The organism is Streptomyces sp. NPDC058662 (assembly GCF_042716255.1).
In the GTDB taxonomy this organism is placed as follows: Bacteria; Actinomycetota; Actinomycetes; order Streptomycetales; family Streptomycetaceae; genus Streptomyces.
This window is the reverse complement of sequence record NZ_JBHXRU010000043.1, coordinates 1-25,076: the sequence shown is the minus strand read 5'-3', so window position 1 is coordinate 25,076 and position 25,076 is coordinate 1. Positions and strand designations below refer to the sequence as shown.

The following is a 25,076-nucleotide window of genomic DNA, read 5'->3' as shown; positions in this document are numbered from 1 at the left end:
TGTGATGACCGGTACGACCGCACCGCGCAGGGGAGGCCGCTGGATCGAGCGGTGGGATCCCGAGGACGAGGGCTTCTGGAAGGAATCGGGCGAGCGGATCGCCCGCCGCAACCTGGTCTACTCCGTGCTCTCCGAGCACATCGGGTTCTCCATCTGGTCGCTGTGGTCCGTGATGGTCCTCTTCATGGGCCCCCAGTACGGCATCGACCCGGCGGGGAAGTTCTTCCTCATCGCCACCGCCACCTTCGTCGGGGCCATGGTGCGAGTGCCCTACACCTTCGCCGTCGCCCGCTTCGGCGGCCGGAACTGGACCGTCGTCAGCGCCCTGCTGCTCCTCGCGCCGACCGTCGCCGCGATCGTGGTCATGGAACCGGGCACCTCCTACGGCACCTTCGTGCTCGTGGCCGTGCTGACGGGCGTCGGCGGCGGCAACTTCGCCTCCTCCATGACGAACATCAACGCCTTCTTCCCCCTGCGCAAGAAGGGCTGGGCCCTCGGGCTCAACGCGGGCGGCGGCAACATCGGGGTGCCCGTGGTGCAGCTCGTCGCGCTGCTGGTCATCAGCACCGCCGGAGCCGGGCACCCGAGGCTGCTGCTCGGCGCGTACATCCCGCTGATCGTGCTCGCGGCGACGCTGGCCGCCCTGCGCATGGACAACCTGGCGCCCGTACGCAACGACACCGGCGCCGTCCGCGAGGCGGTCCGCGAGCCGCACACCTGGATCATGGCCTTCCTCTACATCGGCACCTTCGGCTCCTTCATCGGCTACAGCTTCGCCTTCGGCCTCGTGCTCCAGACGCAGTTCGGGCGGACCCCGCTGCAGGCCGCCTCGCTGACCTTCATCGGGCCCCTGCTCGGCTCGCTGATCCGACCGGTGGGCGGCGCGCTCGCCGACCGCTTCGGCGGGGCCCGGATCACCCTCGCCACCTTCGTGGCCATGGCCGCCGCCACCGGGGTCGTCATCCTGGCCTCCGTGCGGCAGTCCCTGCCGGTCTTCCTGGTCGGCTTCGTGGCGCTGTTCGTACTCAGCGGCCTCGGCAACGGCTCGACGTACAAGATGATCCCCGGCATCTTCCAGGCCAAGGCCCTGGCGCGCGGTATGGACGGCGAGGCGGCGGCCGCCTACGGCCGGCGGCTGTCCGGCGCCTCCATGGGGCTGATCGGCGCGGTCGGCGCGCTCGGCGGGCTCGGCATCAACCTGGTCTTCCGGGAGGCGTTCCTCACCTCCGGCTCCGGGACGGCCGCCTTCGTCACCTTCCTCGGGTTCTACGCGCTGGGCTGCGCCGTCACCTGGGCGGTATACCTTCGACGGCCCGCCGCCGCGGCCCTCCCGGAGCCCGGAGCCGCGCCGAAGGCCCAGCTCACGTCGGTCTGACCACGCGGTGGCGCACCGCCGCGGCAGGTCGCTTTACGGTACGGAAATATGCGGGAACCGAGCCTGACACGCGATGTTGGGAGGCTCGGTTCCCGTTCCCATCCGTTCCGGTCCCGATCCGGGCCCGCTCCGCGGCGCGACACCGACCCACTGGGCAAGGCAGGTCACATGTACGAGGACACGCAGCACACCGGTCCCCTCGCAGGTTTCACGGTCGGGGTCACCGCCGCGCGGCGGGCCGACGACCTGATCACCCTGCTCCGCCGGCGCGGGGCCACGGTCCTGCACGCACCCGCCCTGCGGATCGTGCCGCTGGCCGACGACAGCGAGCTGCTGGCCGCCACGAAGGAACTCGTCGGCTGCGCCCCCGACGCGGTGGTCGCCACCACGGCCATCGGCTTCCGCGGCTGGATCGAGGCCGCCGAGGGCTGGGGCATCGGGGAGGAACTGCTGGAGCGGCTGCGGGCCGCCGAACTGCTCGCGCGCGGACCCAAGGTCAAGGGCGCCATCCGGGCGGCCGGGCTGGTGGAGGCCTGGTCGCCCGAGTCGGAGTCGCTGGCGGAGGTGCTGGAGCGGCTGCTGTCGGGCGGGGTCGCCGGCCGGCGCATCGCGCTCCAGCTGCACGGGGAGCCGCTGCCGGGGTTCGTGGAGGCGCTGCGGGCGGCCGGGGCGGACGTGGTGGTCGTACCGGTGTACCGGTGGATGGCGCCGGAGGACCTGGCCCCGCTGGACCGGCTGCTGGACGCGATGGTGGGCGGCGGGGTCGACGCCGTCAGCTTCACCTCGGCGCCGGCGGCCGCCTCGCTGCTGTCCCGGGCCGAGCAGCGGGGGCTGGAGGAGCCGGTGCTGGCCGCTCTGCGGGGCGGGGTGCTCAGTGCCTGCGTGGGGCCGGTGACCGCGCTGCCGCTGCAGGCCCTCGGGGTGGCGACCGTGCAGCCGGAGCGGTTCCGGCTGGGCCCGCTGGTGCAACTGCTCTGCAAGGAGCTGCCCGGCCGCGCCCGCGTCCTGCCCGTGGCGGGGCACCGGATGGAGATCCGGGGGCACGCGGTGCTCCTGGACGCGGAACTGCGGCCGGTGCCGCCGGCCGGGATGGCCCTGCTGCGGGCGCTGGCCCGGCGGCCGGGCTGGGTGGTCTCCCGCGGGGACCTGCTGCGGGCCCTGCCCGGAGCGGGCCGCGACGAGCACGCGGTGGAGACGGCGATGGCCCGGCTGCGGGTGGCGCTGGGGGCGCCGAACCTGATCCAGACCGTGGTCAAGCGCGGCTACCGGCTGTCGCTGGACGCGGGCGGCGAGGTCAAGTACGCCGGTACGCCCGTCGACTGACCCGCGGGGCTGGATATGCCGCGGCGCGGTCCGTTAGCGTGCCCGGATGATGCCTGACGGGGTGCAGATGAGGGGGCTCGCGCTCGGAGACGCCGCCGGGCTGGCCGAAGCGCTCGTACGGAACCGGGAGTTCATGGCGCCCTACGAGCCGGCCCGCCCCGGGGCCTTCTACACCGAGCGGGGCCAGCGGGAGCGCATCGCGGGCGTGCTGGGGGAGCGGGACGCCGGTCGCACGGTCCCGTACGTGCTCGTCGCGGCGGCCACCGGCACGCCCGTCGGGACGATCAACCTCGGCTCGATCGTGCGGGGTCCGCTGTGCAGCGGCGGGGTGGGCTACTGGGTGGACCGGGCCTGGAACGGCAAGGGCCTGGCCACCGCCGCCGTGGAGGAGGTCTGCCGGGTCGCCCGCGAGGAACTGGGCCTGCACCGGGTCGAGGCGGGCACCCTGCTCGACAACCTCGCTTCGCAACGGGTCCTGGCGAAGGCGGGCTTCGAGCCGTACGGCGTCGCGCCGCGCTACCTCCACATCAACGGCGCCTGGCGCGACCACCGCCTCTTCCAGCGGCTGCTGCACGACGAACCCCCGCCCGGCTGACCGGCGGGGCCGTCGGCAAGCGACCGGTCCGGGGGGTTCCGCTGCGCGGCGCGGAGCGGCACTCTGGTGGGGCGCCCCACGACCGAGGCGGTGACGGGCATGCGGTTCGACTCAGGCCGGGTCTGCCTGGACCTGGTGGCCACCTCCACCTCCCCCGACGGCATCCGGGACGGCGAGGCGCTGCGGCTCTGGCTCGCCGGCGCCGGGCTGGTCCCCGACCGGACGCCGCTCCCGCGGGTCGGGCCGGAGTGGGCGGCGGCCTTCCGGTCCCTGCGCGGCGATGTGGACACCCTCGTACGGGCGGAACTCGCCCGCGCCGAACCGCCCGAGGACGCCCTCGCCCGGGTCAACGCGCTGGCCGCCGGTCCACCCCCGGGCCTGTGTGCCGTACGGGACCGGGAGGGCCACCTCGTCCGGGAGCTGTGCGGCGGTGTGGAGTGCGGGGCCCTCCTCGCGGCCGTCGCACGGGACGCCGTCGAGCTGCTGACCGACCCCGGCGACCTGGCGCTGCTGCGGGCCTGCGGGGGCGACGGCTGCACCCGGGTCTACCTGGACACCTCCCGCGGCCACCGGCGCCGCTGGTGCTCCAGCGAGCTCTGCGGCAACCGCGAGCGGGTCGCCCGGCACCGCCGCCGCACCCTTTCGGCCGGATCCGCGTGACTCGCTGACTCCGGTTCCGGAACGGGCGTGCGGACAAGGGGCCGATTCGCGTACGGTTGACGGTCGCCCATGCACGTCAGAAGGGGGCCTTGGTGGCCGCGCAGAATGCCGCTGTCGACAGCACGGCGGATTCCGTCCGCGATCGGGAGATCGCGGTCGAGCAGACGCATCTCGACCGGGTGTACCGACGCCTTGAGGAGAAGATCCACGAGGCCGAGTTCCTCATGAACGACGCGGCCAAGAGGGGCCAGGTCGGCACGCCCGGCGCCCTCGCCGAACGCGACGCGCAGGTCTTCCGGGCGGGTATCCACCTGAACCGGCTGAACAACGAGTTCGAGGACTTCCTCTTCGGCCGCGTCGACCTGGTGCTCGGCAAGGACGGGGAGCGCGGCCCGGACGGCGCCTACACCTCCGTCGAGCCCGCCGACGACGCGATCCGCGAGGACCTCACCGCCGATGTCGCCGAGACGCTCCACATCGGCCGGATCGGCGTCCTCGACTCCGACTACGCGCCGCTCGTCATCGACTGGCGCGCGCCGGCCGCCGCGCCGTTCTACCGCTCCACGCCCAAGGACCCCGGCCGCGTCGTGCGCCGCCGCGTGATCCGCTCCAAGGGCCGCAAGGTGCTCGGCGTCGAGGACGACCTGATGCGCCCGGAGGTCACCGCCTTCCTGGACGGCGCGGAACTCCCGGTCATCGGCGACGGCGCCCTGATGGCCGCCCTCGGCCGGGCCCGTACGCACTCCATGCGCGACATCGTCTCCTCCATCCAGGCCGAGCAGGACCTCGTCATCCGGGCCCCCGCCGCCTCCGTCGCGGAGGTCGCCGGCGGACCGGGCACGGGCAAGACCGCCGTCGCCCTGCACCGCGCCGCCTACCTGCTCTACCAGGACCGGCGGCGCTACTCCGGCGGCATCCTGATCGTCTCCCCGACCCCGCTCCTCGTCGCGTACACCGAGGGCGTGCTGCCCTCCCTCGGCGAGGAGGGCCAGGTCGCCATCCGGGCCCTGGGCTCCCTGGTCGACGGCGCGGAGGCGACCACGTACGACGACCCCGCCGTCGCCCGGATCAAGGGCTCCTCGCGGATGCTCAAGGTGCTGCGCAAGGCCGTACGGGGCGCCCTGGAACTCGGCAACGCACCCGACCGGCTGCGCGTCGTGGCCTTCGGCCGCCGCCAGGAGCTGGAGGCCGCGGAGCTGGACCGGATCCGGCAGAACGTGCTCAGCGGCACCGCGCCCGTCAACCTGCTGCGCCCGCGCGCCCGCAAGCTGCTCCTGGACGCCCTGTACGCCAAGTCCGGCAGCTCCGGCCGGCACAGCGACCCGGAGCTGGCCGCGGAGCTGCGGTCGGCCTTCGACGAGGACATCTCCACCGAGGACGCCTTCGTCGGCTTCCTGAACGCCTGGTGGCCCGAGCTGACCCCGCGCGGCGTGCTCGCCTCGATGGCCGACGAGCGGCGCCTGGGGCGCTGGTCCCGCCGGGACCTCAACCAGCGCGAGACCCGCCAGCTGGCCCGCTCGCTGCGCCGGGTGGGCCCGGACGGCAAGGGCCCCCTCTCGGTGCACGACGTGGCGCTGCTCGACGAGCTCCAGATGCTGCTCGGAGCCCCGGCCCGGCCCCGGCGCCGGCGCGAGATGGACCCGTTGGAGCAGCTCAGCGGGCTGGAGGAGCTGATGCCGACCCGCGAGGAGACCCAGTGGGAGCGGGCCGAGCGGCTCGCGGCGGAGCGCACCGAGTACGCGCACGTGATCGTGGACGAGGCCCAGGACCTGACGCCGATGCAGTGGCGGATGGTCGGCCGCCGGGGCCGGCACGGCACGTGGACGGTGGTCGGAGACCCGGCGCAGTCCTCCTGGACCGACCCGCAGGAGGCCGCCGCGGCCCGCGACGAGGCGCTGGGCTCCCGGCCGCGCCGGCGGTTCACCCTCACCGTGAACTACCGCAACCCGGCCGAGGTGGCGGAGGTCGCGGCCCGGGTGCTGCGGCTGGCGATGCCGGGCATGGAGCCGCCGACGGCGGTGCGCTCCACGGGCCTTGAGCCCCGCTTCACCGCCGCGACCGGAGACCTTGGCGAGGCCGTCCGGGAGGAGACCCGCAGGCTGCTGGAGCAGGTGGACGGCACGGTGGGCGTGGTCGTGGCCATGGACCGGCGCGCGGAGGCGGCCGGCTGGCTCGCCGATCTGGGGGAGCGGGCGGTGGCGCTGGGCAGCCTGGAGGCCAAGGGGCTGGAGTACGACGCCACGGTGGTCGTCTCCCCGGCGGAGATCGCGGACGAGTCCCCGGCGGGCCTGCGGGTGCTGTACGTGGCGCTGACGCGCGCGACGCAGCAGCTCACGGTGGTCTCGGCGGACCGGGACCGGCCGGACGCGGACGGCGTGCCGGACCTGCTCAGGCCGTAGCGAGGGCGGCTGCGCGGGGCGCTCCAGCGCCCCGCGGGGCCGTTCTGCCCGCGGCCGGGCGCGTGGTCCGATCGATCCGGGGCCCGGTGGGGGGCTCATTTCCGGCGATCCTTTGTTAGCCTGGGTGAGGCACCGACTCGATCCAAGCCCCCGGGCCCAACCTTCGTCGCTCAGAGCGACCACTTGCCGCGAGGCGAGCATGGCGGGTCGGTGTCATAGGCGTCATACCAGGTCCGCCCCCTCCACCGTGTGGAGGGGGCGGACCTGTTTTGTATGGACCCACCATTCCACACCCCCCATGTATCTCGTATGGTGGAAGTGTCTTTCCGAAATTTGTAGCTGGTTACCTTGTACCGGCTGGTAGGTGGGACGATCGGACAACAGGTCCTGCGGCACCGGCTGTGCGGCGGGCCCTGTGTGTACAGCGAAAACCAGGGACAGAAGAGGAACACGGCCATGGCAACGGCGCCCAGCGTCTCGTATTCGATGACGGTCCGGCTGGAAGTGCCCGCGAGCGGAACCGCGGTCTCCCAGCTCACCACCGCCGTGGAGTCCTCCGGCGGCTCGGTCACCGGCCTCGACGTGACCGCGTCCGGTCACGAGAAGCTCCGGATCGACGTCACCATCGCCGCGACCTCCACCGCCCACGCGGACGAGATCGTGGAGAAGCTGCGCGGGATCGAGGGCGTGAGCCTGGGCAAGGTCTCCGACCGGACCTTCCTGATGCACCTCGGCGGCAAGATCGAGATGGCGTCCAAGCACCCCATCCGCAACCGCGACGACCTGTCGATGATCTACACCCCCGGTGTGGCCCGCGTCTGCATGGCGATCGCCGAGAACCCCGAGGACGCGCGCCGCCTGACCATCAAGCGCAACTCCGTCGCAGTCGTGACGGACGGCTCCGCCGTCCTGGGCCTCGGCAACATCGGCCCGATGGCCGCGCTGCCCGTCATGGAGGGCAAGGCCGCCCTCTTCAAGCGCTTCGCGGGCATCGACGCCTGGCCGATCTGCCTCGACACCCAGGACTCCGACGAGATCGTCGCGATCGTCAAGGCCATCGCCCCCGGCTTCGCGGGCATCAACCTGGAGGACATCTCCGCGCCGCGCTGCTTCGAGATCGAGGCCCGGCTGCGCGAGGCCCTCGACATCCCCGTCTTCCACGACGACCAGCACGGCACCGCGATCGTGGTCCTCGCCGCCCTCACCAACGCACTGCGCGTGGTGGGCAAGGCAGTTGGCGACGTCAAGGTGGTCATGTCGGGCGCCGGAGCGGCCGGTACCGCCATCCTCAAACTGCTTCTCGCGGCGGGTGTGAAGAACGCCGTCAGCGCCGACATCCACGGCGTCGTGCACGCCGGCCGCCCCGACCTCGTCGACGCGGACCAGGACTCCCCGCTGCGCTGGATCGCCGACAACACCAACCCCGAGGGCTACACCGGCACCCTCAAGGAGGCCGTGGTCGGCGCCGACGTCTTCATCGGCGTCTCGGCCCCCAACGTGCTCTCCGGCGAGGACGTCGCCGCCATGGCCGAAGGCGCGATCGTGTTCGCGCTCGCGAACCCGGACCCCGAAGTGGACCCGGCCGTGGCCCGCCAGACCGCCGCCGTCGTCGCCACCGGCCGCTCCGACTTCCCGAACCAGATCAACAACGTGCTGGTCTTCCCGGGTGTCTTCCGCGGCCTGCTGGACGCCCAGTCCCGCACGGTGAACACGGACATGATGCTGGCCGCCGCGAGCGCCCTCGCGGACGTGGTCGGCGAGGACGAGCTGAACGCGAACTACATCATCCCGTCGGTGTTCAACGACAAGGTCGCCGGCGCGGTCGCGGGCGCTGTCCGCAAGGCCGCCTCGCCCGCTGTGACGGCCCCCACGTCCGTCTGATCACCGGCGCGTCGCGGGATGCGGCCCCACCGGGCCGCCTCTAGGGTTGCGGGGATGCCCGCGAGGACCGCGGTCCGCATCCGACGGGTGCGGACGCAGCGTCACGCGGCGTGACTGTGGCGCTTTTCGTGTGACCCCGGCGGGTGCCGGATTGGCTTTCCCGCCGCTGGTGGGGGCAGGATGCGTAACCGGGCGAGAGGGTCTGACGTTCAGACCCGGGTCCGGGGACTGTCCGAGGGCCCTGGCAGCATCGGCTTCGATCTCACGCCTCTAAGGCAAGTTGAACACGGGAGTACAACATGAACCGCAGTGAGCTGGTGGCCGCTCTGTCCGAGCGCGCCGAGGTGACCCGCAAGGACGCCGACGCCGTTCTGGCCGCGCTCGCCGAGACCGTCGGCGAGATTGTCGCCAAGGGCGACGAGAAGGTCACCATCCCCGGCTTCCTGACCTTCGAGCGCACCCACCGTGCCGCTCGCACCGCGCGCAACCCGCAGACCGGCGACCCCATCCAGATCCCGGCCGGCTACAGCGTGAAGGTCTCCGCGGGCTCCAAGCTCAAGGAAGCCGCCAAGGGCAAGTAGTCCCGCTCCGCCGCCGGGGGCCCCAACGGTCCCCGCGACGGCGGAACGGCGAGTGCGGCGGTACGGCACGCGCCCGCGCACAGCAGTGCGGCACGTGCGACGGTACGGCGGTACGGCCCAGGCAGTACGCCGAAGGGCGGCCACCCCATGCGGGGCGGCCGCCCTTCGGCCTGTCCGGGGCCCGCGGCCCGCGTGGGGGCGCGAGGAGTACGAGGAAGCCCCCCGGGCCCCTGTTCGGGGGCGCGGGGGGCTTCCTCGTACTCGGCCGGGTCAGACGACGTCGCCGCCCGGCAGCTCGACCTTCGCGCCGAGCTCCACGAGCTTCTCCATGAAGTTCTCGTAGCCCCGGTTGATCAGGTCGATGCCGTGGACCCGCGAGGTGCCCTCGGCCGCCAGCGCCGCGATCAGGTACGAGAACCCGCCGCGCAGGTCGGGGATGACCAGGTCGGCGCCCTGCAGCTTGGTGGGGCCGGAGACGACCGCCGAGTGCAGGAAGTTGCGCTGGCCGAAGCGGCAGGCCGACCCGCCCAGGCACTCCCGGTACAGCTGGATGTGCGCACCCATCTGGTTGAGCGCCGAGGTGAACCCGAGCCGGGACTCGTAGACCGTCTCGTGGACGATCGACAGGCCGGAGGCCTGGGTGAGGGCGACGACCAGCGGCTGCTGCCAGTCGGTCTGGAAGCCCGGGTGCACGTCCGTCTCCAGCGCGATGGCGTTGAGCGGGCCGCCCGGGTGCCAGAAGCGGATGCCGTCGTCGTCGATCTCGAAGGCCCCGCCGACGCGGCGGAAGGTGTTCAGGAAGGTCATCATCGAGCGCTGCTGGGCGCCGCGCACGTAGATGTTGCCGCCGGTCGCCAGGGCCGCGGAGGCCCAGGAGGCGGCTTCCAGGCGGTCCGGGAGCGCCTTGTGGTTGTAGCCGCCCAGCTGGTCGACGCCCGTGATCCGGATGGTCCGGTCGGTGTCGAGGGAGATGATCGCGCCCATCTTCTGCAGCACGCAGATCAGGTCCTCGATCTCCGGCTCCACCGCGGCGTTGCTCAGCTCGGTGACGCCCTCGGCCAGGACGGCCGTCAGCAGCACCTGCTCGGTCGAGCCGACCGACGGGTAGGGGAGGCGGATCTTGCAGCCGCGCAGCCGCTGGGGGGCCTCCAGGTACTGGCCGCCCTCGCGCTTCTCGATGGTCGCGCCGAACTGGCGGAGCACGTCGAAGTGGAAGTCGATCGGCCGGCCGCCGATGTCGCAGCCGCCCAGACCCGGGATGAAGGCGTGGCCGAGCCGGTGCAGCAGGGGGCCGCAGAAGAGGATCGGGATGCGCGACGAGCCCGCGTGGGCGTCGATGTCGGCGACGTTCGCGCTCTCGACGTGGGTGGGGTCGAGCACCAGCTCGCCCGGTTCCTCGCCGGGACGGACCGTCACCCCGTGCAGCTGGAGCAGCCCGCGCACGACCCGCACGTCGCGGATGTCGGGAACGTTGCGCAGTCGGCTGGGTCCGCTGCCGAGCAGAGCGGCGACCATGGCCTTGGGCACGAGGTTCTTCGCACCGCGGACACGGATCTCGCCCTCAAGCGGGGTGCCGCCGTGGACAAGCAGTACATCGTCACTGACTGTGCCGGTCATGAATCTCGCGTTCCGGAGAGGGGTGGGCAGGTGGCCAGTGAAAAGGGTAAGGGCCACCACCCCCCTGTTCGTAAGGCTGACGCGGCCGTAGGACTGTCATGAATCAGCCACAGCACCCTCCGTACCCACCTCATGGCGGAGCGTCGCATTCCGCCCGCGTCGGCGCCACGCCCCCGCCGTCGCCGCCGCGGGCCCTGATCTGCGGACGCGAGCGCGTACGGATCGATCCCGCCGCCCGGTCCCCTCCAGGAGCGAATGTGCGAGATCATGTCGGCATGACCGAGGTGTCCTCCCTCACAGGGCGGCTGCTCGTGGCCACCCCCGCCCTCGCGGACCCGAACTTCGACCGCGCGGTGGTGCTGCTGCTCGACCACGACGAGAAGGGCTCGCTCGGCGTGGTCCTCAACCGGCCGACCCCAGTGGGCGTCGGTGACGTCCTGCTGCCCTGGGCGCCCCTGGCCGGCGACCCCGGCGTGGTCTTCCAGGGCGGGCCGGTCGCCCTGGACGCGGCCCTGGGGCTCGCGGTCATCCCGGGCGAGGAGGGCCCGCTCGGCTGGCGCCGGGTGCACGGGGCCATCGGCCTGGTCGACCTGGAGGCGCCGCCGGAGCTGCTGGCCCCGGCCCTCGGTTCACTGCGGATCTTCGCCGGCTACTCGGGCTGGGGCCCGGGCCAGCTGGAGGCCGAAGTGGGCGAGGGCGCCTGGTACGTGGTGGAGTCCGAGCCCGGAGACGTGTCCTTCCCCGACCCGGAGCGGTTGTGGCGGGCGGTACTGCGCCGCCAGCGCAGTGAGCTCGCGATGGTCGCCACCTATCCGGACGACCCGTCGCTCAACTGAGCCGGGCGGTGTTCAGTACCCTTGCCTCATGAGCACTCTTGAGCCCGAGCGCGGGACAGGCACGGGGACCCTCGTAGAGCCGACGCCGCAGGTGTCGCACGGTGACGGCGACCACGAGCGCTTCGCCCACTACGTCCAGAAGGACAAGATCATGGCGAGCGCCCTCGACGGGACCCCCGTCGTCGCGCTCTGCGGCAAGGTCTGGGTGCCGGGCCGGGATCCGAAGAAGTACCCGGTCTGCCCCATGTGCAAGGAGATCTACGAGTCCATGGGCCCGGGCGGGGACAAGGACAAGGGCGGCAAGGACAAGTAGTCCGGCCCCTCTCGGGCAGGACCAGGGCCCCCGGTGCGCGTCAGCGCCGCCGGGGGCCTTTGCCGTGTCCGCGGGGCGGGTTAGGGTCGGCTCGACGCGCGCTCTGTGGAACGGCTGTTGCGCAGGGTGCAATGAATCGACGCGAAGGGCTCGCCCCCATGCACCTGATTCCCCGCCCCGCGCACGTGACGCCGGACGAGGGCGGCCGCCTCCTGGAACTGGGGCCCGCAACCACCCTCGCCGCCGCCCCCGGGGTCGAGGGGGTCGCGCGCTGGCTGCGGCGGGAGCTGGGGGCCGCCACCGGGTACGGCTTCCCGCCCCCGCCGCCCGGCGGCCCGGGCGGCGTACGGCTGGCCGTCGACGGGGAACTGCCCGCCGAGGGGTACCGGCTGGAGGTCGGAGCCGAGGGGGTGGGGCTGGTCGGGGGGTCGGCCGCCGGGGTGTTCTGGGGCGCCCAGACGCTGCGCCAGCTGCTCGGCCCCGACGCGTACCGGCGGGCGCCCGCTCCCGGCCGGACGTGGACGCTGCCCCGCGGGACCGTCGAGGACGCGCCCCGCTTCGGCTGGCGCGGCATGATGCTCGACGTCGCCCGGCACTTCATGCCCAAGGACGGCGTGCTGCGCACCATCGACCTGCTCGCCGCGCACAAGCTCAACGTGCTGCACCTGCACCTGACGGACGACCAGGGCTGGCGCGTCGAGATCAAGCGGTACCCGCGCCTCACCGAGGTCGGCGCGTGGCGGGCGCGCAGCCGCTGGGGCCACCGGGCCTCGCCGCTGTGGAACGAGACCCCGCACGGCGGTTACTACACGCAGGACGACATCCGCGAGATCGTCGCGTACGCCGCCGAGCGGCATGTGCGGGTGGTCCCGGAGATCGACGTACCGGGGCACTCGCAGGCCGCCATCGCCGCGTACCCGGAGCTGGGGAACACGGACGTGGTGGACACCTCGGCGCTGGAGGTGTGGGACGACTGGGGGATCAGCGAGAACGTGCTCGCTCCGACCGAGCCCGTCCTGCGCTTCTACGAGGGGGTGTTCGAGGAGCTGCTGGAGCTGTTCCCCGCCGAGGTCTCGCCGTTCGTGCACGTGGGCGGGGACGAGTGCCCCAAGTCCCAGTGGAAGGCCTCCGCGACGGCGCGGGCGCGGATCGCGGAGCTGGGCGTGGACGGGGAGGACGGTCTGCAGTCCTGGTTCATCCGCCACTTCGACGGCTGGCTCGCGGCGCGCGGGCGGCGGCTGATCGGATGGGACGAGATCCTGGAGGGCGGGCTGGCGGACGGCGCCGCCGTCTCCTCGTGGCGCGGCTACGCCGGCGGCGTCGCCGCCGCCGAGGCCGGGCACGACGTGGTGATGTGCCCCGAGCAGCACGTGTACCTGGACCACCGTCAGGACGGCGGCGTGCGGGAGCCGATGCCCATCGGGTACGTGCGCACGCTGGAGGACGTCTACCGCTTCGAGCCCGTGCCGCCGAAGCTGTCGGAGCTGGCCGCCGCCCATGTGCTCGGGGCGCAGGCCAATGTGTGGACCGAGGTGATGGAGAGCCAGAGCCGGGTCGACTACCAGGTGTTCCCCCGGCTGGTGGCCTTCGCGGAAGTGGTGTGGTCCCGGCTGCCGGAGCCGGCCGACCGGGACTTCGCGGACTTCGCGGCGCGGCTGGCGGGCGGCGAGGGGGAGCGCGACGGGCACTACGCGCGGCTGGACGCGCTCGGCGTCGGCTACCGGCCGCCGGGAGGTCCGCTGCCGTGGCAGCGCAGGCCCGGAGTGCTCGGGCGGCCGATCGAGGGCGAGCCCCCGAACGTGTGACAACCGGGTGGCGGCCCGAACCGGAACTCTCCTGAGATTTACCCCGATACGGCGAAAATCGGGCGATCTGGAGAGGTGATGCGCAGACAGGGCGAGTCGGACGGAGGGCCCCGCGACGGAGTGCGGACGGGACCGGACGTGCACGGGACGTGGACCGGACGGGGCGGGCGACTCGGGCGGGCCGCGCCGCCCGGCGGACCCTCGCGCCGGAGCGCCCCGGAAGATGTGCCAGAGTTGCCACGTCCCGGCGGTGAGGACGTACCGTACGGCGGACAGGCGGGAGCGCCGGGACCGGGACATCGGGAAGGGGCAGCTGGGTTGACCACGCACGCACCGCACGCACTGGATTCACCTCAGGGGGCTCGCGGCCCGCAGGCGGCGCAGTCCGTGACGCTGCCGGTCTCGCTCGACGAGGCCGTGGCGGCTCTCACCGCCATGCCCGCCGCCGTGCCCGTCGCCGGAGGCACCGACCTCATGGCCGCCGTCAACGCCGGACTGCTGCGGCCCGCCGCCCTGGTGGGCCTGGGCCGCATCAACGAGATCCGCGGCTGGCAGTACCAGGACGGCCACGCGCTGCTCGGCGCGGGACTCACCCACGCCCGGATGGGGCGGCCGGACTTCGCCGCCCTGATCCCCGCGCTGGCGGCCGCCGCGCGCGCCGCCGGGCCCCCGCAGATCCGCAACGCCGGCACGCTCGGCGGGAACATCGCCACCGCCGCGCCGACCGGGGACGCACTGCCCGTGCTGGCCGCGCTGGAAGCCCTCCTGCTCATCGTCGGCCCGGGCGGCTCGCGGCGCGAGATCCCGGTGTCGCACCTGCTGGCGGGCCGGGACATGCTGCGGCCCGGCGAGCTGATCGGCTTCGTGCGGGTGCCGCTGCTGCACGCGCCGCAGGTTTTCCTCAAGGCCACGGGGCGGACGGGTCCGGGGCGCGCGGTGGCGTCCGTGGGTCTCGTCCTGGACCCCGCACGCCGGGGCGTGCGCATCGCCATCGGCGCGGTGGCCCCGATGCCGCTGCGGCCGCTGGAGGCCGAGCAGTGGGTGGCCTCCCTGATCGACTGGGACGGGGACCGGAGCCTGGCCTCCGAGGCGCTGGAGGCCTTCGGCGAGTACGTCGCGGCCGCCTGCGTGCCCGACCAGGGCGAACCGGTGGCTCCGGGTGTACTGCATCTGCGGCGGACGGTGGCCGTGCTGGCACGCAGGGCCCTGGGGAGGGCGCTGACCTCATGAGCGGGAACGAGAACGGGTACGTGAGCGGAGCGACTGGGAACGCGGACGGCGCGGGGCCGGCGGGCCCCGACTGGGGCTGGGAGCCGGTGCCGCACGGCGGCGACTACGACTCCGACGCGACGGCCTTCGTGAAACTGCCGCAGGACATGCTGGACGCGCTCGGCACCGGGGAGCCGCTGGCCGCGCCCGGGCACGGCTACGTGCCGCCGCCGATGATCGTGCCGCTCGGTTCGGCCAGTACGGACCCGGCGGCCACCGGCACCTGGACGCTCCCGGTGCAGTGGCCCGAGGCGGGGGCCGCGGCGGCCCCCGCCGGTCCCCCGTCCGTGGGCGGGCCGATCCCGGCCTCGATCCCGATCCCGGCGTCGGTGGCGGCGTCCCTCGCGGCATCGTCGGCGGCGTCGTTCGCCGAGGCGGAGCCGGAGTCGGATCCGAGCGCGACGGCCGAGTGGCACTTCCAGCCGGGCCGGGACACCTCGGGCGAGGGTCTGGCCCTGGGCGGGCGCGCGGGCGCGGGGCGGGGCCTGGGACAGGGCCTTGCCGCGGCCTCGGCGACCGGGCAGTGGCCCGCGCCGGAACAGCTTGAGCACGGCGGGGACTTCCACCAGGGTGCGCCGGACGCCGACCCGACCGGGGACTTCCGGCAGGGCGGGCTGGGCGCCGACTGGAGCCAGGCGCCGGCGACGCTGCCCGGCGGGGCCGCGGCCCCGTGGGCGAACCACCCCGACTTCGAGGCCGCGCGCGGCTACGCGGGGCGGCAGCCCGCCGCGGAAACCGGCCCGGACGCGCACGGCGCGGGCCTGCTGCCCGGCACGGACGAGGCGGTGGCGGCCTCGACCGCCGAGGCTGCCGCGGCACGCCCGTTCGGCGGCCCGGGCGTCGGCGGCCCGCGGCGAGGGCCCCGCGTACTGGGCGGCCCCGGCGTGGGCACCCCGCTGCCGGAGGCCGCACCGGCCCACCCGGCCGCGCACGACATCGACAGCGCGTACGACATCGAGGCCGCCCACGGCGCGGCGGCCACCCCCCTCGCGGGCGAGCGCCCGCACCCGGGGGCGGAGCCGGGCGAGGGCCCGGTGGCCGCCGGCCCGGCCGCGGAAGCGGCGCAGCCGTCGGCGGCGCCCCACGGGCTGGACATGTTCGGCGGCGTACGGGCGCAGGCGCGGCCCGAAGGGTCCGCGGAGCCCGAGGGGTACGCACGGTCCACCCCGCCCGCCGACACGGACGGGCACGGCTTCGCGGCCTTCGGCCACGGCCCGGACGAGAGCCCCGTACCCGTACCCGTACCCGTACCCGTAGCCGACCCCGCGACCGGGTCCGTGCCCGTAACCGGCTCCGTACCCGCGCCCGGCCCCGTACCCGAACCCGAAGCGGCCACTGACCCCGCCGCCGACGACCCGGCCCCCGGGACCGCCGGCACGGACGGGCGCGGGTTCGCCGCCCCCGACGCCGAGGGCGGCGAAGGCGCCGACGGCGCCGGCCCGGAGGCGGACGGACCGGGCGGCGCAGAGCCCCTCGCGGCGCTCCCGGACGAGGACGCGGACACGGGCCCCCACGGCACGGAGCAGGCGCCGGCCCACGGGGACGAGCGGGAGGCGGCCGAGGCCGCCGCCCGGCTGGAGCACCCGTCGGCCTCCTACGTGCTGCGCGTCAACGGCGCGGACCGTCCCGTCACCGCCGCCTGGATCGGGGAGTCCCTCCTCTACGTGCTGCGCGAGCGCCTCGGCCTCGCCGGCGCCAAGGACGGCTGCTCGCAGGGCGAGTGCGGGGCCTGCGCCGTGCAGGTCGACGGCCGGCTCGTCGCCTCCTGCCTGGTGCCGGCCGCGACGGCCGCCGGCAGTGAGGTCCGTACGGTCGAGGGACTCGCCACGGACGGGGAACTCTCGGACGTGCAGCAGGCGTTGTGCAGGTCGGGCGCGGTGCAGTGCGGATTCTGCGTGCCGGGCATGGCCATGACCATCCACGACCTGCTGGAGGGCAACCACGCCCCCAGCGAGCTGGAGACCCGGCAGGCGCTGTGCGGCAACCTCTGCCGCTGCTCCGGCTACGCAGGGGTGATCGGCGCCGTCCGCGAGGTCGTGGCCGAGCGCGGCGCCGTCGCAGCCGGACCCGCCCCCCAGGCACCGGGACAGGCTCCGACGCCGTCGGAGCCGCGTATCCCGCACCAGGCACCGCCCGGCGAGGGCGGCATCCACCACGGAGGGACGGCGTGAGCGGGCAGGACGCGGCGACGGCGACGTCGGCGGTGACGACGGGGAGCACCGTGACGACGGCCTCGGCATCGGGCGGGCCCGATGCCCCCGAGCAGTGGGTGCCGCGCGGCATCGGGGCCTCGGTCCCGGCCGCCGACGCCCGGGCCAAGACCGAGGGCACCTTCCCGTACGCCGCGGACCTGTGGGCCGAGGGCCTGCTGTGGGCCGCCGTACTGCGCTCCCCGCACGCCCACGCCAGGATTCTCTCCATCGACACCTCGGCCGCCGCCGGGATGCCCGGCGTCCGCGCCGTCGTCACCCACGCGGACGTTCCCGGCGCCACCACGCACGGCCGCCGGATCGCCGACCGGCCGGTGTTCGCGCACGACGTCGTCCGCCACCACGGCGAGCCCATCGCCGCCGTCGCCGCGGACCACCCGGACACGGCGCGGCTCGCCGCGGCCGCCATCGCCGTCGAGTACGAGCTCCTCGACCCGGTCACCGACCCCGAGCAGTCCTTCGGCGCCCCCGCCCTGCACCCCGACGGCAACCTGATCCGGCACATCCCGCTCCGCTACGGCGACCCGGAGGCGACCGGCGAGGTCGTCGTCGAGGGCCTGTACCGGATCGGCCGCCAGGACCCCGCGCCCATCGGCGCCGAGGCGGGACTGGCCGTACCGCGCCCCGACGGGGGAGTGGAGCTCTACACCGCCTCCACCGACCCGCACAGCGACCGCGACCTGGCCGCCGCCTGCTTCGGGCTGGAGCCCGACCGGGTGCGGGTCGTCGTCACCGGGGTCCCCGGCGCGACCGCCGACCGCGAGGACGCTGCCTTCCAGCTGCCGCTCGGCCTGCTGGCCCTGCGTACGGGCTGCCCGGTCAAGCTGGCCGCGACCCGCGAGGAGTCCTTCCTCGGCCACACCCACCGGCACCCGACGCTGCTGCGCTACCGCCACCACGCGGACGCGGAGGGCCGGCTGGTCAAGGTCGAGGCGCAGATCCTGATGGACGCGGGCGCCTACGCCGACGCCTCCTCGGAGTCCCTGGCCGCGGCGGTGGCCTTCGCCTGCGGCCCGTACGTCGTCCCGCACGCCTTCGTGGAGGGCTGGGCGGTCCGTACGAACAACCCGCCGTCGGGCCATGTCCGGGGCGAGGGCGCCATGCAGGTGTGCGCCGCGTACGAGGGCCAGATGGACAAGCTCGCGGCGGCGCTCGGCATCGACGGCGCGGAACTGCGCCTGCGCAACGTGCTGTCCACCGGCGACCTCCTGCCCACCGGCCAGACGGTGACCTGTCCGGCACCGGTGGCGGAACTGCTGCGCGCCGTACGCGACTTCGAGCTGCCCGCTCTGCCGAAGGACACCCCGGAGGACGAGTGGCTGCTGCCCGGCGGCCCCGAGGGCGCGGGGGAGCCGGGCGCGGTGCGGCGCGGCGTCGGGTACGGGGTCGGCATGGTGCACATGCTCGGCGCCGAGGGGACGGACGAGGTCTCGACCGCCACCGTGAAGGTCCAGGACGGCATCGCCACGGTGATCTGCGCCGCGGTCGACACGGGCCAGGGCTTCGCCACGCTCGCCCGCCAGATCGTCCAGGAGACGCTGGGCGTGGACGAGGTCGTGACGGCGCCGGTCGACACCGACCAGCCGCCGGCCGGCCCGGCGGCGCACGGCCGCCACACCTGGGTGTCGGGCGGGGCCGTGGAGCGGGCGGCGAAGATGGTCCGCACCCAGCTCCTCCAGCCGATGGCCCACAAGTTGGGCATGTCCACGGAACTGCTGCAGATCGCGGACGGCCGGATCACCTCGTATGACGGCGCGTTCTCCACGACGGTCGCGGAGGCGATCGCGGGCAAGGAACTCTGGGCGACGGCGCAATGCCGCCCGCACCCCACGGAACCGCTCGACGCGGACGGGCAGGGCGACGCCTTCGTGGGCCTCGCCTTCTGCGCGATCCGCGCGGTGGTCGACGTGGACATCGAGCTCGGCTCGGTACGCGTGGTGGAGCTGGCCGTGGCCCAGGACGTGGGCCGGGTCCTCAACCCCCGCCAGCTGGAGGCCCGCATCGAAGCGGGCGTCACCCAGGGCGTGGGCGCGGCGCTGACGGAGAACCTGCGCACGGTCGCCGGCCTGGTCCGCCACCCGGACCTCACCGGGTACGCCCTGCCGACCTCCCTGGACGCCCCGACCGTCCGCATCGTCAAGCTCGTCGAGGAGCGCGACGTGGTGGCCCCGTTCGGCGCGAAGGCCGCCAGCGCGGTGCCCGTGGTCACGGCGCCGGCGGCGGTGGCCTCGGCGGTACGGGCTGCCACCGGCCGCCCGGTGAACCGCATCCCGATCCGCCCCTCGGCGGCGGTGGCCGCACCCCAGAGCTGACCCGGCCCGCACGCCCGCGCACGACCCGCCGCGGCCGGGGCCGTCTCCACGCGGCCGGGGCCGCGTGGAGACGCACCGCCCCGCCAGACCGGTGGCCTTGCGGGGCGATGCGCGGTGTTCGCGGGCTCAACGGCTCTTGTACATCGTGACCGTGAAGCTGACCTTCTTACCGTTGTTGTAGTCGGTGCTGTCCCACACCGAGATGCGAGACCTGTCGCTCTGCATCCGCAGGTGCAGCACCTCATTGGCATTGCTCCAGTTGTATCCGACGAACTGGAAGTTCGGCTCGGGACTGTCTCCCATTCTCCTGTTTCCCCAGCTGCAGATACGCGACGAGTCGTGCTCGCAGACGTCCCAGGCCCTGGCGTACAGGTGGCAGTCCTCTCCCTGCCATACGTCAATACGCTTCAGCCTCGCGTCGGACGAGCGCCACGTGCCGTTGAACCGGTTGGCGGAGCACAAGGCGGCTGCATCTTTCGTCGAGGTGACGGTGAGCACCACCGAGAGGGAGAGCGTCAGGGCGGCCGTCAAGAGCAGGGCCATGATCTGGCGCAGTGGAATGCGGGCAGAAGAGACCTGGGTCATCGTGAACCTCCGAATAGCGTCGGAGCGCGGGGCATCCCGTCGTCACACGACGTGTCGTCCCCCTACTTCGGCTGAACGCCGCCGATTTGGGCCCGGAACATTCAGCTCTTCAGCCCCCGCCTATTCCAGAGCAGCACTCCGCAATCCTGATCGCAAGTCGGCAGGATTTCAGATTTCGCACACGATTCAATGATTCATGCGATCCAAAGTGGATCGGTCAACGAGGCTCCTGAGCAGCGTGGTTGAGACGTCAGGCATCTCGATCAGCTGTCCGGTGGCCTCGCCCGTGGTCGTCAACTGAGACGGGAATCGAGACCGGAGAAGGGAGAAGGGCGGCACCCTTCAAGGGTGCCGCCTTTCATTTTGCCTGCTCAGGCGCTGGAAGCCGTGACCGGAATCGAACCGGCGTAACTCGCTTTGCAGGCGAGTCCCTCAACCACTCGGGCACACGGCTGGGTGGTGATGTCCCCGACCGTACGGGGCGCGGGCGGGCCGTCGGAAGGGTCGGGCGGGCGGCGCAACGCGACTGCCACACCGCGTTCACAGTCCTGCGGGTTCCGCAGGGACCAGGACCTGCGACCGAGGGCGGGATCCGCCGAATGGACAGGGTCCAAACGAGGTTACGCACCTTACTCTGGGGCGATGAGCGCCCTCGACCCCCACATACCCGAGAAGACCGCGCAGGCCGCACCGCCCCCGCCGCCGCGCGGCATCCTGGGCCCCGCGTACCGGACGCTCAGCATCGGGATCATCTCCGTCGTCCTCCTCATCGCCTTCGAGGCCACCGCCGTAGGCACCGCCATGCCGGTCGCCGCCCGCGAGCTGGAGGGGATGGGGCTCTACGCCTTCGCCTTCTCGGCCTACTTCACCACCAGCCTGTTCGGCATGGTCCTCTCGGGCCAGTGGGCCGACCGGCAGGGGCCGCTGCGGCCGGTCGCCCTCGGCATCGGCTCGTTCGCCGCCGGGCTGGTGCTCTCCGGGACGGCCGGCGCCATGTGGGTGTTCGTGCTCGGCCGCGCCGTGCAGGGCTTCGGCGGCGGCCTGGTCATCGTCGCCCTGTACGTGGTCGTCAGCCGGGCCTACGACGAGCGGCTGCGCCCCGCGATCATGGCGGCCTTCGCCGCGAGCTGGGTGGTCCCCTCGATCGTCGGACCGCTGGCCTCGGGCACGGTCACCGAGCACCTCGGCTGGCGGTGGGTCTTCCTGGGGATACCGGTGCTGGTGGTCGTACCGCTCGTGCTCGCGCTGCCGGCGATCCGGCGCACCGCCTCCGGACCGGTGGACCCGTCCGCGCCGCCCGTCGCCCTCGACCGGCGGCGGATCCGGCTGGCCCTGGCCGTCTCGGCGGGCGCCGGGCTGCTCCAGTACGCCGCCCAGGACCTGCGGTGGCTGTCGTTGGTCCCGGCCGTGGCCGGCGCGTCCCTGCTGGTCCCCGCCGTACGGGGGCTGCTGCCGCGCGGGACCTACCGAGCCCGGCGCGGACTGCCGTCCGTGGTGCTGCTGCGTGGGGTGGCGGCGGGGGCCTTCGTCGGGGCGGAGAGCTTCATACCGCTGATGCTCGTGACCCAGCGCGGGCTGAGCCCGACGCTGGCCGGGTTCTCGCTCGCGCTGGGCGGAGTGACGTGGGCGGCGGGCTCGTGGGTGCAGTCCAAGGGCCGGATGGCGCCGTACCGGGAGCGGCTGATGGTGGGCGGGATGGTGCTGGTGGCGCTGGCCATCGCCGCGGCCCCCGCCGTGCTGATCGAGTCGGTGCCGGTGTGGACGCTGGCGGTGGCCTGGGGGTCGGGCTGCCTGGGGATGGGCCTCGTGATCGGCTCGACGAGCGTGCTGCTGCTGAAACTGTCGGCGCCGGAGGAGGCCGGGTCGAACTCCGCCTCGCTGCAGATCTCGGACGCGCTGGCGAACGTGGTGCTGCTGGCCGGCGGGGGCGCGGCCTTCGCCGCGCTGGGCGGCGGCGCGGTGGGGGCCGCGCACGCCGTCACCGCAGGGGGGAGCGCCTCGCACCCCGGCGCGTTCGTGGTGGTCTTCCTGCCGATGGCCTGCGTGGCGCTGGTGGGCGCCTGGGTCGCCACCCGGCTGGACCCGGCCCCGGCGGGAACCGTCGCCGCGGAGTAGTCCCGGCCCGGCCCCGCCGTTGTCCGCGGTCGTCTCTCTCGCGCTGAACGGCGTGCAGCTGCGCGCGGACATCGACGCGGCCGAGCGGCCGGTGGTCGGCGTCGCCACCGGGAGGGCGGACGACGTCAGGGACATCGGCCGGGGGCTGCGGGACCTGGCGCTCCCGGCGGTGTGACGCTCGCCGCACCCGCCGAGGTCACGGGCCTGTCCCTCCGCGAGGGTCGGGCCCGTGCCGGTAGGGTGGCCCGGTTGTCCTACGTACGACTGCCCGCACCAGTACGCGAGTACGCCGAGAGCACGAACCGGAGACCGTGACTACTACCGCCTCCCACCACCTCTCACCCGCCTTCCCCGGCCGCGCCCCCTGGGGCACCGCCAACGCGCTGCGTGCCTGGCAGCAGGGGGCGCTGGACCGCTACATCCAGACGCAGCCGCGGGACTTCCTCGCGGTCGCGACGCCCGGAGCGGGCAAGACCACCTTCGCGCTCACCCTCGCCTCCTGGCTGCTGCACCACCACGTCGTGCAGCAGGTGACCGTGGTCGCGCCGACCGAGCACCTGAAGAAGCAGTGGGCCGAGGCCGCCGCCCGGATAGGCATCCGGCTGGACCCGGAGTACTCCGCCGGGCCGCTGAGCAAGGACTACCACGGGGTCGCCGTCACCTACGCCGGCGTCGGCGTACGCCCGATGCTGCACCGCAACCGCTGCGAGCAGCGCAAGACCCTCGTGATCCTCGACGAGATCCACCACGCCGGCGACTCGAAGTCCTGGGGCGAGGCCTGCCTGGAGGCCTTCGACCCGGCGACCCGCCGCCTGGCCCTGACCGGTACGCCCTTCCGGTCCGACACCAACCCCATTCCCTTCGTCACCTACGAGGAGGGCAACGACGGCATCCGCCGGTCCTCCGCCGACTACACCTACGGCTACGGGAACGCGCTCGGCGACGGCGTCGTGCGGCCCGTCATCTTCCTCTCCTACAGCGGCAACATGCGCTGGCGGACGAAGGCCGGCGACGAGATCGCCGCCCGGCTCGGCGAGCCGATGACCAAGGACGCCATCTCGCAGGCCTGGCGGACCGCCCTGGACCCGCGCGGCGACTGGATGCCCAACGTGCTGCGCGCCGCCGACCAGCGCCTGACCGAGGTCCGCAAGGGCATCCCGGACGCGGGCGGCCTCGTCATCGCCTCCGACCAGGAGTCGGCGCGCGCCTACGCGAAGCTGCTCAAGGACATCACCGGCAGCAGGGCCACGGTGGTGCTGTCCGACGACACCGGCGCGTCGAAGCGGATCGATGAGTTCAGCGCGGACGGCAGCCGCTGGATGGTCGCGGTCCGGATGGTGTCGGAGGGCGTCGACGTGCCGCGCCTGGCGGTCGGCGTGTACGCGACGACGATCTCCACCCCGCTGTTCTTCGCGCAGGCCGTCGGGCGCTTCGTGCGTTCGCGCCGGCGCGGCGAGACCGCCTCGGTGTTCCTGCCGACCATCCCCTACCTGCTCGGCTTCGCCAACGAGATGGAGGTCGAGCGCGACCACGTCCTCGACAAGCCGAAGAAGCAGGGCGAGGAGGACCCGTACGCCGAGTCCGAGAAGGAGATGGACGAGGCGAACAAGCAGGAGGACGAGGACACCGGCGAGGACGAGCAGATGTCCTTCGAGGCGCTGGAGTCCGACGCGGTCTTCGACCGGGTCCTCTACGACGGCGCCGAGTTCGGCATGCAGGCGCACCCCGGCAGCGAGGAGGAGCAGGACTACCTCGGCATCCCGGGGCTGCTGGAGCCGGACCAGGTCCAGATGCTCCTGCAGAAGCGGCAGTCGCGGCAGATCGCGCACAGCCGGCGCAAGCCGGACGCGGAGGCGGACCTGCTGGAGCTGCCGGCCGACCGGCGGCCCGTGGTTTCGCACAAGGAGCTGCTGGAGCTGCGCAAGTCGCTCAACACCATGGTCGGCGCGTACGTCCACCAGAGCGGCAAGCCGCACGGCGTGATCCACACGGAGCTGCGCCGGGTGTGCGGCGGCCCGCCCAGCGCGGAGGCGACGGCCGGGCAGCTGCGCGAGCGGATCAAGAAGGTGCAGGAGTGGGCCACCCGTATGCGGTGAGCCCGTCGGCAGGGGAGCGGGGCCCGGGCGCGGACGCGCACGGGCCCCGTTCGCGTGACTGCCGGGACCTGTGAGCCCAGAGGTCACGAAATGACACCGAGAGCGGACAAGAAACGGCACAAAGAGGTAGTACGCGCCCGGATTCTGGACGAGCCCTTCCGCTGAGCGAACCCGATCGCTAGTGTCCCCGCATCGAACGCACCGTGGCAGCGCCGCCGCGGGAGCGCAGCCGGTGCCATGGCCGCTACCGGCGGCCTCTCCGTGCGCCGCCGCGGGACCGGCGGCGCGCCACCCCGAGAGTCACCGCCGCCCACCGAAAGAGGGAGAGGCGTCGTGACCGCGGAAACCTCCCAGACTCTCGACAGAGGGCTCAGAGTCCTCAAACTGCTCGCCGACACCGACCACGGTCTGACCGTCACCGAGCTGTCCAACCGCCTCGGTGTGAACCGCACCGTGGTCTACCGCCTTCTGGCCACCCTCGAACAGCACGCCCTGGTCCGCCGCGACCTCGGCGGCCGGGCCCGCGTCGGGCTCGGGGTGCTGCGGCTGGGCCGGCAGGTGCACCCCCTCGTACGCGAGGCGGCCCTGCCCGCGCTGCGGTCCCTCGCCGAGGACATAGGTGCCACCGCGCACCTGACCCTCGTCGACGGCACCGAGGCGCTCGCCGTCGCCGTGGTGGAGCCGACCTGGACGGACTACCACGTGGCCTACCGGGCCGGCTTCCGCCACCCGCTGGACCGCGGGGCCGCGGGGCGGGCCATTCTGGCGGCCCGCCAGGGCTCCCTCATCGAGCCCGGCTACACGCTCACCCACGGCGAGTTGGAGGCCGGCGCCAGTGGTGCTGCCGCGCCGCTCGTGGGGATCACCGGGCTGGAGGGCAGCGTCGGCGTCGTCATGCTGGCCGATGCGGTGCCGGAGCGGGTGGGGCCGCGGGTGGTCGACGCGGCGCGGGAAGTCGCCGACGCGTTGCGCTAGCCGCGGGCCGGGGTGGGGTGGCGGTGCGGTGCCCGTGCCGGTGTGGGTGCCGGGTGCGGCGCCGTTGCCGGGGGCTCCGCCCCCGGACCCCCGCGCCTCAAACGCCGGCGGGGCTGGATGGTGCGGCGG

General features: G+C 73.7%; 19 protein-coding genes and 1 tRNA gene. 17 read left to right on the top strand and 3 right to left on the bottom strand.

Annotated features, from left to right (window positions below; all coding sequences use genetic code 11):
- Positions 1–4 precede the first annotated feature (4 nt).
- The 7 genes from ACFWUQ_RS17355 (at position 5) to ACFWUQ_RS17325 (ending at position 8,814) form a co-directional block, all read left to right on the top strand.
- On the top strand, positions 5–1,375 hold the full coding sequence (locus tag ACFWUQ_RS17355) for an MFS transporter (protein ID WP_384538628.1): 1,371 nt from the start codon (positions 5–7) through the stop codon (positions 1,373–1,375).
- 168 nt (positions 1,376–1,543) lie between these two features.
- On the top strand, positions 1,544–2,698 hold the full coding sequence (locus ACFWUQ_RS17350; RefSeq protein WP_384538626.1) for a uroporphyrinogen-III synthase: 1,155 nt from the start codon (positions 1,544–1,546) through the stop codon (positions 2,696–2,698).
- A gap of 46 nt (positions 2,699–2,744) precedes the next feature.
- Positions 2,745–3,293, top strand: a complete 549-nt coding sequence (locus ACFWUQ_RS17345) for a GNAT family N-acetyltransferase (RefSeq protein ID WP_384538624.1) — start codon at positions 2,745–2,747, stop codon at positions 3,291–3,293.
- A 99-nt stretch (positions 3,294–3,392) separates the two neighbouring features.
- Positions 3,393–3,953, top strand: a complete 561-nt coding sequence (locus tag ACFWUQ_RS17340; RefSeq protein WP_384538664.1) for a CGNR zinc finger domain-containing protein — start codon at positions 3,393–3,395, stop codon at positions 3,951–3,953.
- A gap of 92 nt (positions 3,954–4,045) precedes the next feature.
- Complete coding sequence (locus ACFWUQ_RS17335) at positions 4,046–6,352, top strand: HelD family protein (RefSeq protein ID WP_384538622.1); 2,307 nt, start codon at positions 4,046–4,048, stop codon at positions 6,350–6,352.
- 456 nt (positions 6,353–6,808) lie between these two features.
- Positions 6,809–8,233: an NAD-dependent malic enzyme gene (locus ACFWUQ_RS17330; RefSeq protein ID WP_384538620.1), complete on the top strand. Its 1,425-nt coding sequence runs from the start codon at positions 6,809–6,811 to the stop codon at positions 8,231–8,233.
- 299 nt (positions 8,234–8,532) lie between these two features.
- Positions 8,533–8,814, top strand: coding sequence for an HU family DNA-binding protein (locus ACFWUQ_RS17325; RefSeq protein ID WP_007264399.1), 282 nt, complete (start codon positions 8,533–8,535; stop codon positions 8,812–8,814).
- 270 nt (positions 8,815–9,084) lie between these two features.
- Here the strand turns inward: ACFWUQ_RS17325 and murA are convergent, their stop codons facing one another.
- Complete coding sequence (murA, locus tag ACFWUQ_RS17320; protein WP_384538619.1) at positions 9,085–10,431, bottom strand: UDP-N-acetylglucosamine 1-carboxyvinyltransferase; 1,347 nt, start codon at positions 10,429–10,431, stop codon at positions 9,085–9,087.
- Positions 10,432–10,706: 275 nt separating this feature from the next.
- Between murA and ACFWUQ_RS17315 the strand changes: the two genes are divergently transcribed.
- From ACFWUQ_RS17315 to ACFWUQ_RS17290, 6 genes are all read left to right on the top strand, one after another.
- Entirely contained in the window at positions 10,707–11,267 is a 561-nt protein-coding gene (locus tag ACFWUQ_RS17315; protein ID WP_384538617.1) for a YqgE/AlgH family protein, read from the top strand.
- Between the two features lie 28 nt (positions 11,268–11,295).
- Complete coding sequence (locus tag ACFWUQ_RS17310) at positions 11,296–11,580, top strand: DUF3039 domain-containing protein (RefSeq protein WP_030010729.1); 285 nt, start codon at positions 11,296–11,298, stop codon at positions 11,578–11,580.
- A gap of 158 nt (positions 11,581–11,738) precedes the next feature.
- Positions 11,739–13,385 carry a beta-N-acetylhexosaminidase gene (locus ACFWUQ_RS17305; protein ID WP_384538615.1) on the top strand — a complete coding sequence of 549 codons (1,647 nt, stop codon included), beginning with the start codon at positions 11,739–11,741 and terminating at the stop codon, positions 13,383–13,385.
- A 342-nt stretch (positions 13,386–13,727) separates the two neighbouring features.
- Positions 13,728–14,615: an FAD binding domain-containing protein gene (locus ACFWUQ_RS17300; protein WP_384538663.1), complete on the top strand. Its 888-nt coding sequence runs from the start codon at positions 13,728–13,730 to the stop codon at positions 14,613–14,615.
- Positions 14,616–14,635: 20 nt separating this feature from the next.
- Entirely contained in the window at positions 14,636–16,825 is a 2,190-nt protein-coding gene (locus tag ACFWUQ_RS17295; RefSeq protein WP_384538614.1) for a 2Fe-2S iron-sulfur cluster-binding protein, read from the top strand.
- Positions 16,822–19,176 carry a xanthine dehydrogenase family protein molybdopterin-binding subunit gene (locus tag ACFWUQ_RS17290; protein ID WP_384538612.1) on the top strand — a complete coding sequence of 785 codons (2,355 nt, stop codon included), beginning with the start codon at positions 16,822–16,824 and terminating at the stop codon, positions 19,174–19,176. Before ACFWUQ_RS17295 ends, ACFWUQ_RS17290 begins: the two co-directional genes overlap by 4 nt.
- A gap of 126 nt (positions 19,177–19,302) precedes the next feature.
- Here the strand turns inward: ACFWUQ_RS17290 and ACFWUQ_RS17285 are convergent, their stop codons facing one another.
- Positions 19,303–19,761 (bottom strand): hypothetical protein, encoded by a 459-nt coding sequence (locus ACFWUQ_RS17285; RefSeq protein ID WP_384538611.1) that lies wholly within the window; start codon positions 19,759–19,761, stop codon positions 19,303–19,305.
- A gap of 379 nt (positions 19,762–20,140) precedes the next feature.
- Positions 20,141–20,215: transfer RNA gene (locus ACFWUQ_RS17280), tRNA-Cys, on the bottom strand.
- Positions 20,216–20,403: 188 nt separating this feature from the next.
- On the opposite strand from ACFWUQ_RS17280, the gene ACFWUQ_RS17275 reads away from it, so the two are divergent.
- The 4 genes from ACFWUQ_RS17275 (at position 20,404) to ACFWUQ_RS17260 (ending at position 24,947) form a co-directional block, all read left to right on the top strand.
- Positions 20,404–21,876, top strand: coding sequence for an MFS transporter (locus tag ACFWUQ_RS17275; protein ID WP_384538610.1), 1,473 nt, complete (start codon positions 20,404–20,406; stop codon positions 21,874–21,876).
- A 52-nt stretch (positions 21,877–21,928) separates the two neighbouring features.
- Positions 21,929–22,051, top strand: coding sequence for a hypothetical protein (locus ACFWUQ_RS17270; protein ID WP_384538609.1), 123 nt, complete (start codon positions 21,929–21,931; stop codon positions 22,049–22,051).
- A 136-nt stretch (positions 22,052–22,187) separates the two neighbouring features.
- Entirely contained in the window at positions 22,188–23,972 is a 1,785-nt protein-coding gene (locus tag ACFWUQ_RS17265) for a DEAD/DEAH box helicase (protein ID WP_384538607.1), read from the top strand.
- 333 nt (positions 23,973–24,305) lie between these two features.
- Positions 24,306–24,947, top strand: a complete 642-nt coding sequence (locus ACFWUQ_RS17260) for an IclR family transcriptional regulator (protein WP_007264382.1) — start codon at positions 24,306–24,308, stop codon at positions 24,945–24,947.
- The last annotated feature ends 129 nt before the right edge of the window (positions 24,948–25,076 follow it).

Bases quoted from the DNA above. Each gene is read 5' to 3' on its own strand.
- murA (WP_384538619.1), bottom strand. From the start codon at position 10,431: ATGACCGGCACAGTCAGTGACGATGTACTGCTTGTCCACGGCGGCACC.
- ACFWUQ_RS17325 (WP_007264399.1), top strand. From the start codon at position 8,533: ATGAACCGCAGTGAGCTGGTGGCCGCTCTGTCCGAGCGCGCCGAGGTG.
- ACFWUQ_RS17315 (WP_384538617.1), top strand. From the start codon at position 10,707: ATGACCGAGGTGTCCTCCCTCACAGGGCGGCTGCTCGTGGCCACCCCC.
- ACFWUQ_RS17330 (WP_384538620.1), top strand. From the start codon at position 6,809: ATGGCAACGGCGCCCAGCGTCTCGTATTCGATGACGGTCCGGCTGGAA.
- ACFWUQ_RS17310 (WP_030010729.1), top strand. From the start codon at position 11,296: ATGAGCACTCTTGAGCCCGAGCGCGGGACAGGCACGGGGACCCTCGTA.
- ACFWUQ_RS17340 (WP_384538664.1), top strand. From the start codon at position 3,393: ATGCGGTTCGACTCAGGCCGGGTCTGCCTGGACCTGGTGGCCACCTCC.
- ACFWUQ_RS17305 (WP_384538615.1), top strand. From the start codon at position 11,739: ATGCACCTGATTCCCCGCCCCGCGCACGTGACGCCGGACGAGGGCGGC.
- ACFWUQ_RS17275 (WP_384538610.1), top strand. From the start codon at position 20,404: ATGAGCGCCCTCGACCCCCACATACCCGAGAAGACCGCGCAGGCCGCA.
- ACFWUQ_RS17285 (WP_384538611.1), bottom strand. From the start codon at position 19,761: ATGACCCAGGTCTCTTCTGCCCGCATTCCACTGCGCCAGATCATGGCC.
- ACFWUQ_RS17345 (WP_384538624.1), top strand. From the start codon at position 2,745: ATGATGCCTGACGGGGTGCAGATGAGGGGGCTCGCGCTCGGAGACGCC.
- ACFWUQ_RS17350 (WP_384538626.1), top strand. From the start codon at position 1,544: ATGTACGAGGACACGCAGCACACCGGTCCCCTCGCAGGTTTCACGGTC.
- ACFWUQ_RS17355 (WP_384538628.1), top strand. From the start codon at position 5: ATGACCGGTACGACCGCACCGCGCAGGGGAGGCCGCTGGATCGAGCGG.